The 12,413-nt window shown below is 71.5% G+C and carries 11 protein-coding genes; 6 read left to right on the top strand and 5 right to left on the bottom strand.

The genetic code is table 11. The features are described from left to right. Positions 1 to 17: 17 nt before the first annotated feature. The 3 genes from AB0M46_RS10505 to AB0M46_RS10495 are packed head-to-tail and all read left to right on the top strand — an operon-like array spanning position 18 to position 2,233. A complete protein-coding gene (locus tag AB0M46_RS10505) occupies positions 18 to 1,064 on the top strand; it encodes a lysylphosphatidylglycerol synthase transmembrane domain-containing protein (protein WP_363334576.1) in 1,047 nt (348 codons plus the stop codon). Positions 1,065 to 1,094: 30 nt separating this feature from the next. Beyond that, a complete protein-coding gene (locus AB0M46_RS10500) occupies positions 1,095 to 1,883 on the top strand; it encodes a DeoR/GlpR family DNA-binding transcription regulator (protein WP_363334575.1) in 789 nt (262 codons plus the stop codon). Continuing rightward, positions 1,880 to 2,233 carry a DUF4406 domain-containing protein gene (locus AB0M46_RS10495; RefSeq protein ID WP_363334573.1) on the top strand — a complete coding sequence of 118 codons (354 nt, stop codon included), beginning with the start codon at positions 1,880 to 1,882 and terminating at the stop codon, positions 2,231 to 2,233. The genes AB0M46_RS10500 and AB0M46_RS10495 overlap by 4 nt, the downstream gene beginning before the upstream one ends. 247 nt (positions 2,234 to 2,480) lie before the next feature. Here AB0M46_RS10495 and AB0M46_RS10490 read toward each other — a convergent pair whose 3' ends face one another. After that, the gene (locus AB0M46_RS10490) at positions 2,481 to 4,091 is read right to left on the bottom strand and encodes a DHA2 family efflux MFS transporter permease subunit (RefSeq protein WP_363334571.1); all 1,611 of its coding nucleotides are present in this window, start codon (positions 4,089 to 4,091) and stop codon (positions 2,481 to 2,483) included. Between the two features lie 132 nt (positions 4,092 to 4,223). Here AB0M46_RS10490 and AB0M46_RS10485 point away from each other — a divergent pair, with 132 nt between their 5' ends. Further along, on the top strand, positions 4,224 to 4,658 hold the full coding sequence (locus tag AB0M46_RS10485) for a transcriptional repressor (RefSeq protein WP_363334569.1): 435 nt from the start codon (positions 4,224 to 4,226) through the stop codon (positions 4,656 to 4,658). 553 nt (positions 4,659 to 5,211) lie between these two features. On the opposite strand, the gene AB0M46_RS10480 is transcribed toward AB0M46_RS10485, so the two are convergent. The 3 genes from AB0M46_RS10480 to AB0M46_RS10470 form a co-directional block, all read right to left on the bottom strand. Beyond that, on the bottom strand, positions 5,212 to 5,799 hold the full coding sequence (locus AB0M46_RS10480) for a TMEM165/GDT1 family protein (protein ID WP_363334567.1): 588 nt from the start codon (positions 5,797 to 5,799) through the stop codon (positions 5,212 to 5,214). A gap of 311 nt (positions 5,800 to 6,110) precedes the next feature. Further along, entirely contained in the window at positions 6,111 to 7,403 is a 1,293-nt protein-coding gene (gene serS, locus AB0M46_RS10475; protein WP_363334565.1) for a serine--tRNA ligase, read from the bottom strand. Between the two features lie 43 nt (positions 7,404 to 7,446). Then, a complete protein-coding gene (locus AB0M46_RS10470) occupies positions 7,447 to 8,130 on the bottom strand; it encodes a TetR family transcriptional regulator (RefSeq protein WP_363334564.1) in 684 nt (227 codons plus the stop codon). A gap of 82 nt (positions 8,131 to 8,212) precedes the next feature. On the opposite strand from AB0M46_RS10470, the gene AB0M46_RS10465 reads away from it, so the two are divergent. Then, positions 8,213 to 9,628: an MFS transporter gene (locus AB0M46_RS10465; protein ID WP_363334562.1), complete on the top strand. Its 1,416-nt coding sequence runs from the start codon at positions 8,213 to 8,215 to the stop codon at positions 9,626 to 9,628. Between the two features lie 119 nt (positions 9,629 to 9,747). On the opposite strand, the gene AB0M46_RS10460 is transcribed toward AB0M46_RS10465, so the two are convergent. After that, positions 9,748 to 11,253 carry an MFS transporter gene (locus AB0M46_RS10460; protein ID WP_363334561.1) on the bottom strand — a complete coding sequence of 502 codons (1,506 nt, stop codon included), beginning with the start codon at positions 11,251 to 11,253 and terminating at the stop codon, positions 9,748 to 9,750. A 134-nt stretch (positions 11,254 to 11,387) separates the two neighbouring features. On the opposite strand from AB0M46_RS10460, the gene AB0M46_RS10455 reads away from it, so the two are divergent. Further along, positions 11,388 to 12,413 (top strand): adenosine deaminase, encoded by a 1,026-nt coding sequence (locus AB0M46_RS10455; protein ID WP_363334559.1) that lies wholly within the window; start codon positions 11,388 to 11,390, stop codon positions 12,411 to 12,413.

Below are 12,413 nucleotides of genomic sequence, written 5' to 3'. Positions count from 1 at the left end.
GATGCGACCCTGATTCCGTGAGGCCGCGACGCGAGACCGTGCTGCGCGTCGCCGGGCTGCTCGTGGTCCTGGGCGTCGCCGGGCTCACGCTGCGGCGCAGCCTGCCCGACTTCGGGCAGACGCTCGGCGCCCTGCGTGCTGCCGGCCCGTGGTGGCTGGTGCTCGCCGCGGTCGCCGAGATGACCTCCCTGCGGCACTTCGCCCTGCAGCAGCGGCGCCTGCTGGCCGGCTTCGGGGTGCGCATGTCGGTGCCGCGGGCCCTCGCGGTCACCTTCACCCGCTCGGCCATCTCGTTCAGCCTGCCGGCCGGCTCGGCGGTCTCGGCCGGGTTCGCCTTCCGGCAGTTCCGCACCGCCGGGGCCAGCCGCCGCACGGCCGGCGCGGTCGCGGTGCTGGCCAGCGTCATCTCCGGGGTGGCGCTGCTGGTCATGTACGGCGCGGTGGTGCTCATCCCGCGCGGCGGCGCCGAGGGTAACGCCGACACGCTCGTCTTCGTCGTGTCGCTGCTGGTCATCGCCGGCACCGTGTTCGCCATCGACCACTTCGTGGCCCCGCGCCGGCCCGGGCGGCCGGTCATCGACGAGGCCGAGCCCGAGCCGCAGATCAGCGGTGGCTGGTGGGCCCGCGGCCGCGGCGCGGTCCGGCGGACCCTCGCCGACCTGCGGCGGCTGCCCCGGCGGGCCTGGGTGCTCTCGCTCCTGCACGCGACCGTGAACTGGGGCCTGGACCTCGCCTGCCTGGCCGCCACCGCCGCCGCGTTCGACATCGACGTGAGCCTGGTGCGCCTGGCCACCGTGTACCTCACCGTGCAGCTCGTCCGGCAGATCCCGCTCAGCCCCGGCGGCATCGGCGTCGTCGAGGTCGCGCTGCTGGCCGGCCTGGTCTCGGCCGGGGCCGGGCGCGCCCCGGCGGCGGCCTCGATGCTGATGTACCGGATGCTGTCCTGCTGGATGATCATTCCGCTCGGGCTGTTGACGTACGGCATCCTCCGCCGCGGCAAGTCCCCGGACGGCTCGCCACCGGTCGAGTCCCCGGTCCTGGCCGGTTCTCACAAGCCTGTGTGAGATTTGAAAGATCGGTGTTAGATTCGGGGCATGCCCGTCCCGGATCGGCTCGACCTCACCCTCCGGCTCGTGCGGGGCAGCGGCAAGCTGACCCTCGCGGAGCTCGCCGAGCGCCTCGGCGTGTCCGAGATGACCGTGCGCCGCGACCTCGACCAGCTGCAGGACCAGGGCCTGGTGCGCCGGGTGCGCGGCGGCGCGGTGGCCCTGGACGTGCCGGCCGAGCGGGCCGGCTTCTCCGTGCGCGAGCAGTGGCTGGCCGCCACCAAGGCCGGGCTGGCCCGGGCCGCGGCCGAGCTCGTGGAGCCCGGGAGCACCGTGCTGCTCGACGCCGGCACCACGACCGCGGAGGTCGCCGCCCACCTGCCGCGGCGCGCCCCGCTGACCGTCGCCGTGCTGAGCCTGCAGGCCGCCGTGCGCTTGGCCGACCAGCCCGGCATCCGGCTGCTGGTCATCGGCGGGGAGTCCCGGGCGGGGGAGGGGAGCCTGGTCGGCCCCCTGGCGCTCGCCGCGCTGGACCAGCTGCGCTTCGACACGTTCGTGATGTCGATCGGGGCCGTGCACCACGAGCTGGGCTGGTCCGAGTTCGACCTCGACGACGCCGCGGTGAAGCGGGCCGCGCTGCGCCGGGCCGGCCGCACGATCGTGGTCGCCGACGCCACCAAGCTCGGCGTGCAGGCCTTCGCCCGGGTCGGGCCGCTTGACGCCGCCGACGTGCTCGTCACGTCGGATATATCCGACACATCGCCCGAAACCGTCGATGCCTTGCGCGCCGCCGGCGTGCAGATCGTCACCCCTGCAGAAGGAGTTCCCCCGTCATGATGATCCTCGTGGCCGGCCCCTACCGATCCGGCACCGGCGACGACCCGGCCAGGCTGCGGGCCAACGTCGACGCCATGAACGACGCCGCCGTGCGGCTCTTCCGGGCCGGGCACCTGCCCGTCACCGGCGAGGCGCTGGCGCTGCCGCTGATCGAACGGGCCGGCTCGGCCGCGGTCGGCGACGCCGTGTTCGACGAGATCTTCCACCCGATCTCGGCCCGGCTGCTGGAGCGCTGCGACGCCGTGCTGCGCATCGGTGGCCCGTCCGCCGGCGCGGACCAGATGGTCGCCCAGGCCCGCGCCGAGGGCAAGGCCATCTACGCGGCTCTGGGCGAGATCCCGGCGGCTTGACCAACATCGGGCCGGCCCTCGCCCCGTCTGGGATACCGCGACGCCCCGCGGCTCTGGGCGAGATCCCGGCGGCGTGACCGTCGTGCGAGGCCTGGAGTGCCGCGATGCCCCCGCGGCCCTGGGCGGGATCCCGGCGGCGTGACCGATGTCGGGCCGGCCTTCGCCCTGTACGCCGGCGCCGTGCGCGACCTGGAACAACACGACGCCCCCGCGGCCGTGGGGCTGCGGGGGCGTCGGACTGCCTGGTTCAGTGCATGATGACCGGCGCCGGGGCCCCGGCGGCGTCCACGTCGTTGTCGTCGTTGAGGTGCGAGACCTCCCGCTTGCGCGGCAGGAACGCGATCGGGATGAACGTCAGGAGCACCAGGATGAAGCCCACCCAGTAGGTCGAGGCGAACGAGTCGGCCACGAACTTCAGGCCCTGGGCGATCAGGTCGGGGCCGACCATCTGCTTGATCTGCGCGCCCTGGACCTTGTCGTGCGAGCCGATCGCGATGTCGGCGACCGTCAGCGGCTCCTTGGTCTGCGGGTTGACCGTCCCCGGGATCTTCGGCGCGTCGTTGAGCTTGCTGGTCAGGATGACCGACATGACCGCGCCGCCGACCGAGCCGCCGATCTGCTGGAGGATGTTCACCAGCGTCGAGCCGCGGGCCACCTCGTGATGCGTGAGCGTCTTCAGCGCCGAGGTCATGATCGGCATCATCGTGCCGCCCATGCCCAGGCCCATCACGAACAGCGAGCCGCACAGCACCACGTAGGAGGTGTCCGGCCCGACCTGCGTGAAGGTGAAGAACCCGACGCCGATCAGGGCCATCGCGAACGGCACCGTCCGCCCGACCGGGATCTTGTCCGACAGCATGCCGGCGATCGGCATGGTCAGCATCGCGCCGATGCCCTGCGGGGCCATGAGCAGGCCGGCGTGCAGCGTCGACTCGCCGCGCACCTGCAGGAAGTAGCTCGGGAAGAGCAGGCCGGCGCCCATGAACGCGATCACGAACACGAACAGCGAGACCGTCGCGACCGTCAGCCTGCGGTTGCGGAACAGCCGCAGGTCCAGCAGCGGGTGCTTGGGCTTGAACGAGTAGAAGACGAAGCCGATCACCAGCACGGCGCCGATGAGCATCGGCACCCAGACCTTCGGCTTGGCGATGGTGCCGGCCTCGGGGAGTGAGCTTACGCCGTACAGCAGCGTCGCCAGACCCGGCGAGAGCATCAGCATGCCGATGAAGTCGAACGTCTCCGACGGCTCGGTGTTGTCCTTCGGCAGCGCGAACCACGCGTAGACCAGCGCGATCGCGCCGATCGGCAGGTTGATCAGGAAGATCCAGTGCCAGCTCGCCACGTCGATGAGCCAGCCGCCGAGGATCGGGCCGCCGATCGGGCCCAGCAGCATCGGGATGCCGAGCACCGCCATGAGCCGGCCGATGCGCTGCGGACCCGCCGCGCGGGTCATGATCGTCATGCCGAGCGGCATGAGCATGCCGCCGCCGAGGCCCTGCAGCACCCGGTACCCGATCAACTGGTTGATCGAGTCGGCCGTGGCGCACAGCCCGGAGCCGGCGGTGAAGAGGAACAGCGCCAGCATGTAGAGGCGCTTGGTGCCGAACCGGTCCGCCGCCCAGCCGGACAGTGGAATAACGGTGGCGAGGGCCAGGGTGTACCCGGTCATCGTCCAGGCGACCCGGGCGTAGGTCGCGTCGAACTCACGCATGAAGGTCGGCAGCGCGACGCTCACGACGGTCACGTCAAGGATCGACATGATCGCGCCGAGGACGATCACGCCGGCGATCTTCAATACCTGGGCGTCCAGCTTGGCAGGCGCCTTGCCGCCCCCGACGGCGGCTTCCTGTTGGACCACGTGTTCCCCCCAACGGGCAAACTGTCACGTACAAGTGATCGGATTCAGCCACAGCCTACGCGGCGCTTGTTGCGGGCCGCGAAGGACATTGCTGGTAGCGAGGCCTGGATAAGGGCAAGCTAAGCTTTTCCAATGAACGACCAGGCCCACGAGGTCGAATCCGGCGCCGAATCCGGCCCGGTGCGGCGCAACACGCGCCAGCGCGACGCCGTGATGACCCTGCTCGGCGACGTCGACGGTTTCTACAGCGCGCAAGAGCTGCACGTGATGCTGCGCGAGCGGGGCGCCAACGTGGGCCTGACTACGGTGTACCGCACCCTGCAGCTGCTCGCCGAGACGAACGAGATCGATGTGATGCAGGTCCCGGGTAGTGATACTCGTTACCGTCGCTGCAGCGACAAGCACCATCATCACCTGGTGTGCCGGGGCTGTGGACGGACGGTGGAGGTGCTGGGGCCGGCGGTCGAGCGGTGGGCCGACCGGGTGGGGGACGAGCACGGCTTCACCGACGTGAGCCACACGCTGGAGATCTTCGGTACCTGCTCCAACTGCTGCCACAAGTCCTGATTGCCGGTTCCGGCATGTCGGGCACTGCGCGCCGCGACATGTCGGATCTATACCCCGACCGGCGGCAAGCCGGGCATTTCGGCGAAATTGCGCATCGCTCACCGTTTTCTGGATGAACAGTTTCTGGATGAACAATTGGGTTGTTCGTCGAATATCGGACTTATGCCCTGTCGGGGTATTTATCCGATAAGTCGTGGCGCGGAGCGCCCGACTTATCGCCTTCGGGTGCTGCACAACATGTCGGCGGCCAGCCACCCGTGCCCGCTCTGGCCGGGGCAACACGAGCAGCGAAGGAACGTCAGACCGTGCTCGCTCTGGCCCCGGGGCAATACGAGCAGCGCCGCGGGGCCCGCAGCGCTGCGTCGAGGTGAAGGCATGTCAGAGGAGGTCGCGCAGGCCACCAGTGTTCGTTCCGGCCGGGGTAACGCGAGCAGCGCCGCGGGGGTCTGGGGCGCTGCGTCGGGGTCGCGCAGGCCACCAGTGTTCGTTCCGGCCGTAGCGACGAAGAGCAGCGCCGCAGGGGGCTGCGGCGCTGCATCGGGGTGCAGGAGCGTCAGAGCAGTTCGCGCAGGGACTCGATCAGCAGCCACACGCCGAAGATGACGAACAGGGCGGCCGCGCCGTACTTGATGGCCTTCTCCGGCAGGTGGCGGCCCAGCTGGCGGCCGACGACGATGGCCAGGGCGTCCGCCGCGACCATGCCGACCGTGGAGCCGATCCACGTGCCGAGCCAGCCGTGCTGGGTGGCCAGGGTGATCGTGGCGAGCATGGTCTTGTCGCCGAGCTCGGCCAGGAAGAACGCCACGCCCACGGCGATGATCGCGGAGCGGGTCGTGCGCTCGGCCTTGCCGCGTTCGTCGTCCGTCAGGGTGTCGCCGCGCAGGGTCCAGGCGCCGAAGGCGAAGAAGGCCAGGGCGGCGACCAGGGAGATCCAGCCGGTCGGCAGCGCGGCGCCCAGGCCGTAGCCGACGCCCACCGAGACCAGGTGCACGACCGCCGTGGCGATGGTGATGCCGATGAGGACCGGCACGGTGCGGAAGCGGGTCGCGAACGTGAGTGCCATCAGCTGGGACTTGTCGCCCAGTTCGGCCACGAAGATGACGCCGAAGCTGAGGGCCAGGGCGGCGAGGAACTCGTTCAAGACAAACCTTCCCGGGACTTGGACCGCCGGGAGGTGAGGGGGGACGGCCTCGACCCGGCCGTCCAGCTCGATATGAACACGGCTGACAGCAAGGCCGAAAGTCTCGTCCGCTCCACGAGCGCGTCAACGCTGGTGAAGCCGCGCAGCCGGATGCGAGAGCACCAGTATGTCGACGGCGCAGTTGAGGACTACTCCCCTTCGTGCGCCTCCACCATAACGGATCTCGAGGCGCGCAGAGCGTGAGCCGCGTCGCAGCGCGGCCGGATGCCGCACCGATCGGTGTGACGTCCGGCCGCGTCGTGACGACGGCGCTACTTGCGCTTCTCGGGCTTCGTGATGCGGTCGGTGCCGACCTTGTCCCGCAGTACCTCCGGAACCAGCACGGAGCCGTCGGGCTGCTGGAACTGCTCCAGGATCGCGGGGAAGATGCGGCTGGTGGCCAGGGCCGAGCCGTTCAGCGTGTGCACGAACCGGTTGTTCTTGGAGCCGGGCACGCGGTAGCGGATGCCGGCCCGGCGCGCCTGGTAGTCCCCGGCCCACGAGACCGAGGAGACCTCCTTGTACTTGCCGGTGCTGGGCATCCACACCTCGATGTCGATGGTCTTCTTCATCGAGGCGCTCGCGTCGCCGGCGGCCAGCAGGGAGCGGCGGAAGTGCAGGCCGAGCGAGTCGACCAGGCCCTCGGCGTAGTCGACCATCTCCTCGAGGGTCTTCTCGCCGTCCTCCTGGGTGGTGAACTGGAAGATCTCCACCTTGTTGAACTGGTGGCCGCGCACGGTGCCGCGCTCGTCGGAGTGCGAGCCGGCCTTCTCGCTGCGGTAGCAGGGGGTGTACGCGTACGCCTTGTGCGGCAGGTCGGCCGGGTCGAAGATCTCGTTCTGGTAGGCGCCCAGGATCGCCGTCTCCGAGGTGGGCAGCAGGAACCGGCCGCGCTCGCCCTCGTCGGCGGTGATGTGGAAGACGTCGTCGTAGAACTTCGGGAACTGCCCGGCGGCGTAGCCGGCCGAGTCCAGCAGCAGGTGCGGCGGGAGCATGAACTGGTAGCCGGCCGCGAAGTGCCGGTCGATGAAGAAGTTCACCAGCGCCCACTCCAGGCGCGCGCCCCAGCCGGTGTAGATCCAGAAGCCGGAGCCGCCGAGCTTCACGCCGCGCTCGAAGTCGACCAGGCCGAGGTCGGTGGCCAGCTGGACGTGGTCGCGGACGTTGTCGATCGCCGGCGCCTCGCCGAAGACCTTGACGACCTGGTTGGCCTCCTTGCCGCCGGCCACGACGTCGTCGCTGGGCAGGTTGGGCAGCTCGCTCATCGCGGTGTCGAGGCGCCGCTGCGTCTCGGCCAGGCGGTCCTCGAGCTCCTGCAGGGCCGCCTTGGCGTCCCGGGTGGTCGGCTCGATGGCCTGGCCGGCCGCCTTGGCCGCGGCGAAGGCGCGGGCCTCCTCCTTGCGGCGGGCCCGCTCGGCGTCGATCTCGCCGATCAGCTCGCGCCGCTGCTTGTCGAGGTCGGCGATCGCACTGAGCGCGCTGGACACCTCGGCCGGGTCGAGCCTCTTGGACAGGGCGGCCTCCACCGAGGCCCGGTCCTTGCGAATCAACTCGATGTCGAGCATGCGCCGCGCACCTTCATCTGAGATTGGGAGAAAACCCGGACGCTCAGGATGCTACCGGGCGCGTCGCCGCCATTTTCTCCACGGCGCCGATCACCAGGTCGATGCCGAAGCCGAAGTACCGCTCCTCGTCGGGCAGCGTCCGGTATGTGTCGGCGAGGCGCACCATCTGCGGGTAGCGCTCGGCCGGCAGGCTCTCCAGCTGCAGGCGCTCCTTGCGCAGCCACTCGTCGACCTGGTCAGGCGGCACGGCGGTCGGGCAGCCGGGTTGCGCGGCGACCAGGCCGATCGCGGCGTGCAGCAGGTAGGAGGCGACCCAGTAGCCCTCCTCGAGGGTGAACCCGGCCCGCTCCAGCAGCGCGAGCGAGTCGTTGGTGGCCCGGATGAAGCTCGCCACGGCCTTCTTGTCCACCGCGTGCAGCAGGTCGGGCAGGCAGGGGTGCCGGCGCATGGCCCGGATCAGGGCCTCGATCATCGCGCGCAGCTGGACCGGCCACGGGTCCTCGGCGGTGCGGTCGGCCCGCACCTCCGCCAGCACGTGGTCGGTGAGGCCGAGCAGGAGCTCGTCCTTGTTCTTGAAGTGCCAGTACAGCGCCATCGGCGTCACGCCGAGCTCCTGCGCGAGGCGGCGGATGGTGATCGCCTCCAGGCCCTCGGTGTCCCCGATGCGCAGGGCGCGCTCGGCGACGGTGGTCCGGGTGAGGCGATCGGCTGAGGTTTTCGGCGGCACTTGACAACTGTACAACGTATGAGTACTCCTTTACAACGTACATGTACGACGTACATGGACGCCGTATAGGGGGACTGGAGACATGAGAAATCGCTGGCTGGCCCTGGTCGCCGTGGCCCTGGGCACCTTCATGACGTACCTGGACAACAACGTCGTCAACGTGGCACTGCCGTCGATCCAGCGCGAGCTGCACCTGAGCATCTCGGGGCTGGAGTGGATCGCGAGCGCGTACATCCTGGTCTTCGCCGGCCTGCTGCTCGTCGGCGGACGGCTGGCCGACGTGGTCGGCATGCGCCGCATGTTCTTCGCCGGCCTCGGCATCTTCACCGTCGCCTCGGTGGCGGCGGGCCTGGCCGGCAGCCAGGAGATGCTCATCGGGGCCCGCGCGGTGCAGGGCATCGGCGCCGCGCTGCTCACCCCGACGGCCCTGGCCCTGCTCACCGAGCTGTTCCCGGACCCGAAGGAGCGCGGCGCGGCGATCGGCATCTGGGGCGGCGTGGGCGCGCTCGCCCTGGCCTTCGGCCCGCTGACCGGCGGCTACCTGAGCCAGCACGCCTCCTGGGGCTGGATCTTCCTCATCAACGCCCCGATCGGCGTGGCCACCGCGGTGCTCGGCGCGCTCACGCTGCCGGCCGGGCGGCGCAGCGCCAACCGCAGCCTCGACCTGCCGGGTCTGGCCACCAGCGCGGTGGCGCTCTTCGCGCTGACCTACGCGCTCATCGAGGGCGAGTCGCGCGGCTGGACCTCCGGCGTCATCCTCGGCGCCTTCGCCCTGGCCGCCGCCAGCGCCGCCGCGTTCCTCCTCGTCGAGACCCGCACCGAGCACCCGATGGTCGACCTGAACTTCTTCCGGCTGCGGGTGTTCTCCGGCGGCCTGGCCACCATGGGACTGTGGGCGTTCGGGGTCTTCGGCATCTACTTCTTCACCGCGATCTTCCTGCAGAACGTACTCGGCTTCTCCCCGACCGAGGCGGGCTCCGCCTTCGTGCCGATGGCGCTCGTCATGGCGGTCATGGCCACCGTCGCGCCCCGGCTGGAGGCCCGCTTCGGCGCGGGCCGCACGGTCGCGGCCGGCATGGCCCTGATGGGCGCCGGGGTCGGCATGCTGGCCACCGTCGGTGAGGGCGCCGGCTACACCGACCTGCTGCCCTGGTTCCTGGTCTTCGGCGTCGGCGGCGGGCTGCTCGTCCCGCTGAACAACGTGGTGCTCTCCGCGCTGCCGCAGGCCCGGGCCGGCATCGCCTCCGGCATGCTCAACGTCTCCCGCGAGGTCTTCGGCCTGCTGGGCATCACGATCCTGGGCGCGATCCTGTCCAACCGGCAGAACGCCGCGACCGGCGCCCCGCTGCACCGCTTCCTCGCCGGCTACCAGTTCTCGCTGGTGGTGGCCGCGTCCCTGGTGGTGGTCGGGGTGCCGATCGCGCTGGTGGCGCTGCGCAAGATCAAGACGTCGGAGCCGGCGGCGACGGCTGTGACGCCGGAGCTTCAGCCGGCGTGAGCGGTCCGGAGCGGAGCGGAGGGGCCGCTCGCCATGGGCTCAGTTTCTCACGCCGCCGGAGCGGAGCGGAGGTGGCGTGAGCGGTCCGGAGCGGAGCGGAGGGGCCGCTCGCCATGGGCTCAGTTTCTCAGGCCGCCGCCGGAGCGGAGCGGAGGCGGCGGGCTGAGACGGCACGGCGGGGGAGCGTCCACGGCGCAGTGCGACAGTGGGCGCTCCTTTCGCACGGCACCCCGGATCGTCAGCGAGGCGAGGATGCCGCCGGCCACGCACAGGGCGGCGCAGATGAGCACCGCCCGGTGGAAGCCGGCCGAGAGCAGGTCCGGGGAGTCGTACGCCGCCGCGGTGATCCCCGCCGCGGCCGGCAGCACGGCCACGGCGATGAGGCCGGCCGCCCTGGCCACGTCGTTGTTCACGGCCGAGGCCATCCCGGCGTGGGTGGCCGGCGCCGACGCGAGCGCGGTCGAGGTCAGCGGGGCGACGGTCACCGCCAGGCCGAGGCCGAGCACGAGTACCGCGGGCAGCACCTGGGTCAGGTAGTTCCCGTCGGCGTCGATGCGGGTGTAGAGCGCCATCCCGGCCCCGGCGATCACCGGCCCGACGCTCATCTGCAGCCGGGGCCCGATCCGCGCGGCCAGCGCCCCGGAGCGCGAGGACAGCAGCAGCATGACGACGGTGACCGGCAGCAGGGCGACCCCGGCCTGCAGCGGGGAGTAGCTGGCCACCTGCTGCAGCTGGATCGGCAGCAGGAACAGCGCGCCGCTCAGCGCGCCGTAGATGATGAACGTGACCACGTTGGTCGCGCTGAACTGGGCCGAGCGGAAGACGCCCAGCGGCAGCATCGGGTGCGCGATGCGGGTCTGCCGCCACAGGAACAGCGCCACGAGTGCCGCCCCGCCGGCCAGCGCGGCGAGCACCGCCGGGCTGGTCCAGCCCAGCGCCTGGCCCTCGATGAGGCCGTACGTCACGCCGACCAGTCCCGCCGTCACCAGCGCCCCGGAGAACAGGTCGACCCGCCCGCTGGCCTCCTCGTCGCGCGACTCCGGCACGTGCCGCCAGGCCAGGTACACCACCACGGCCGCGATCGGCACGTTGATCGCGAAGATCAGCCGCCACGACGACGCGGCCAGCCCGACCAGCCACCCGCCCAGGAATGGCCCGATCGCGGTGGCCACCCCGCCCAGCCCGGACCAGGCGCCGATGGCCTTGCTGCGGTCGTCGGGCCGGAACGAGGCCTGCAGGATGGCGAGGCTGCCCGGCGTGAGCAGCGCCGCCCCGACCCCCTGCAGGGCGCGCGCGGCGACCAGCACCCCGGCGTCGGGCGCGATCCCGCAGAGCACCGACGCGGCGGCGAACCAGACCACGCCGATGGCGAAGACCCGCCGCCGGCCGTAGCGGTCGCCGAGCGCCCCGGCCAGCAGCAGCAGCCCGGCGAGGCTCAGCGTGTACGCCGTCACCACCCACTGCAGCACCTGCAGCCCGGTGCCGAAGGAGCGCCCGATGGCCGGCAGCGCGATGTTCACGACGGTCGCGTCGATCGCGGCGATGCCGGACCCGAGGATGGTCGCGGTGAGCACCCACCGCCCGGCGGGGCTGGAGTAGGCGAGACGCTCCGACGGGGCAAGCATGCGCCCAACCCTAGTGCCGCCGGCCCGTGTGTTAGGTTCGGGCCGCGGGCCGAGAGGCGCTGCGACGGATGGATATCCGCCACGCTCGGGCCGCCTCACGGAACAAGGGCGCCTCCGACGCGGAGGACGAACCGATGCGCGACCTCACCGCCTTCATCGCCGGCCTGCCCAAGGTCGAGCTGCACGTGCACCACGTGGGCTCGGCGACGCCGGAGACGGTGGCCCGCCTGGCCGAGCGCCACGCCGGCGACACCCCGGTCCCGGCCGACCCGCAGCTGCTGGCCGAGTACTTCACGTTCACCGACTTCGCGCACTTCATCGAGGTGTACCTGTCGGTCGTCGACCTGATCCGCGACGCCGAGGACGTGGCCACGCTGACGTACGACATCGGCGCGGGCCTCGCCGCCCAGTCGGTCCGTTACGCGGAGCTGACCCTGACGCCGTACTCCTCGATCCATCGGGGCATCGCCGCCGAGGCCTTCTGCGAGGCGGTCGAGGACGCCCGCGCGCGGGTGGCCCGCGACCACGGCACCGAGCTGCGCTGGTGCTTCGACATCCCGGGCGAGGCCGGCATCCCGTCGGCCGACATCACCCTGGAGGCGGCGCTCAAGCAGCGCCCCGAGGGCCTGGTCAGCTTCGGCCTGGGCGGCCCGGAGCGCGGCGTCCCGCGCGAGTGGTTCGCCCCGCACTTCGCCGCGGCCCGGGCCGCCGGCCTGCGCAGCGCCCCGCACGCCGGCGAGTCGACCGGCCCGGAGACGATCTGGGACGCCCTGCGCCACCTCGGCGCCGAGCGCATCGGCCACGGCATCGCCGCCGCCCAGGACCCCGCGCTGCTGGCCCACCTGCGCGAGCAGGACATCGCGCTGGAGGTCTGCCCGACGTCGAACGTCTGCACCCGCTCGGTGCCGTCGCTGGCCGAGCACCCGCTGGCGGCCCTCGTCGCGGCGGGTGTGCCGGTCACCATCAACTCCGACGACCCGCCGATGTTCTCCACGACGCTCAACCAGGAGTACGCCGTGGCCGCGCAGCTGCTGGGCCTGGACGAGTCCGGGGTCGCGGACCTCGCCCGTCAGGGGGTGCGCTACTCGTTCCTGGACGAGCCGCGCAAGGCCGCCCTGCTGGCCGAGATCGACGCCTACACGGAGGCGGCGGCGAAGTAG

This window comes from Dactylosporangium sp. NPDC051485, from assembly GCF_040682015.1.
Lineage (GTDB): Bacteria > Actinomycetota > Actinomycetes > Mycobacteriales > Micromonosporaceae > Dactylosporangium.
This window is presented reverse-complemented; position numbering and strand designations above follow the sequence as displayed.

Coding starts and splice junctions, on each gene's coding strand:
- AB0M46_RS10500 (WP_363334575.1), top strand. CDS start 1,095: ATGCCCGTCCCGGATCGGCTCGACCTCACCCTCCGGCTCGTGCGGGGC.
- AB0M46_RS10495 (WP_363334573.1), top strand. CDS start 1,880: ATGATGATCCTCGTGGCCGGCCCCTACCGATCCGGCACCGGCGACGAC.
- AB0M46_RS10485 (WP_363334569.1), top strand. CDS start 4,224: ATGAACGACCAGGCCCACGAGGTCGAATCCGGCGCCGAATCCGGCCCG.
- serS (WP_363334565.1), bottom strand. CDS start 7,403: ATGCTCGACATCGAGTTGATTCGCAAGGACCGGGCCTCGGTGGAGGCC.
- AB0M46_RS10465 (WP_363334562.1), top strand. CDS start 8,213: ATGAGAAATCGCTGGCTGGCCCTGGTCGCCGTGGCCCTGGGCACCTTC.
- AB0M46_RS10460 (WP_363334561.1), bottom strand. CDS start 11,253: ATGCTTGCCCCGTCGGAGCGTCTCGCCTACTCCAGCCCCGCCGGGCGG.
- AB0M46_RS10455 (WP_363334559.1), top strand. CDS start 11,388: ATGCGCGACCTCACCGCCTTCATCGCCGGCCTGCCCAAGGTCGAGCTG.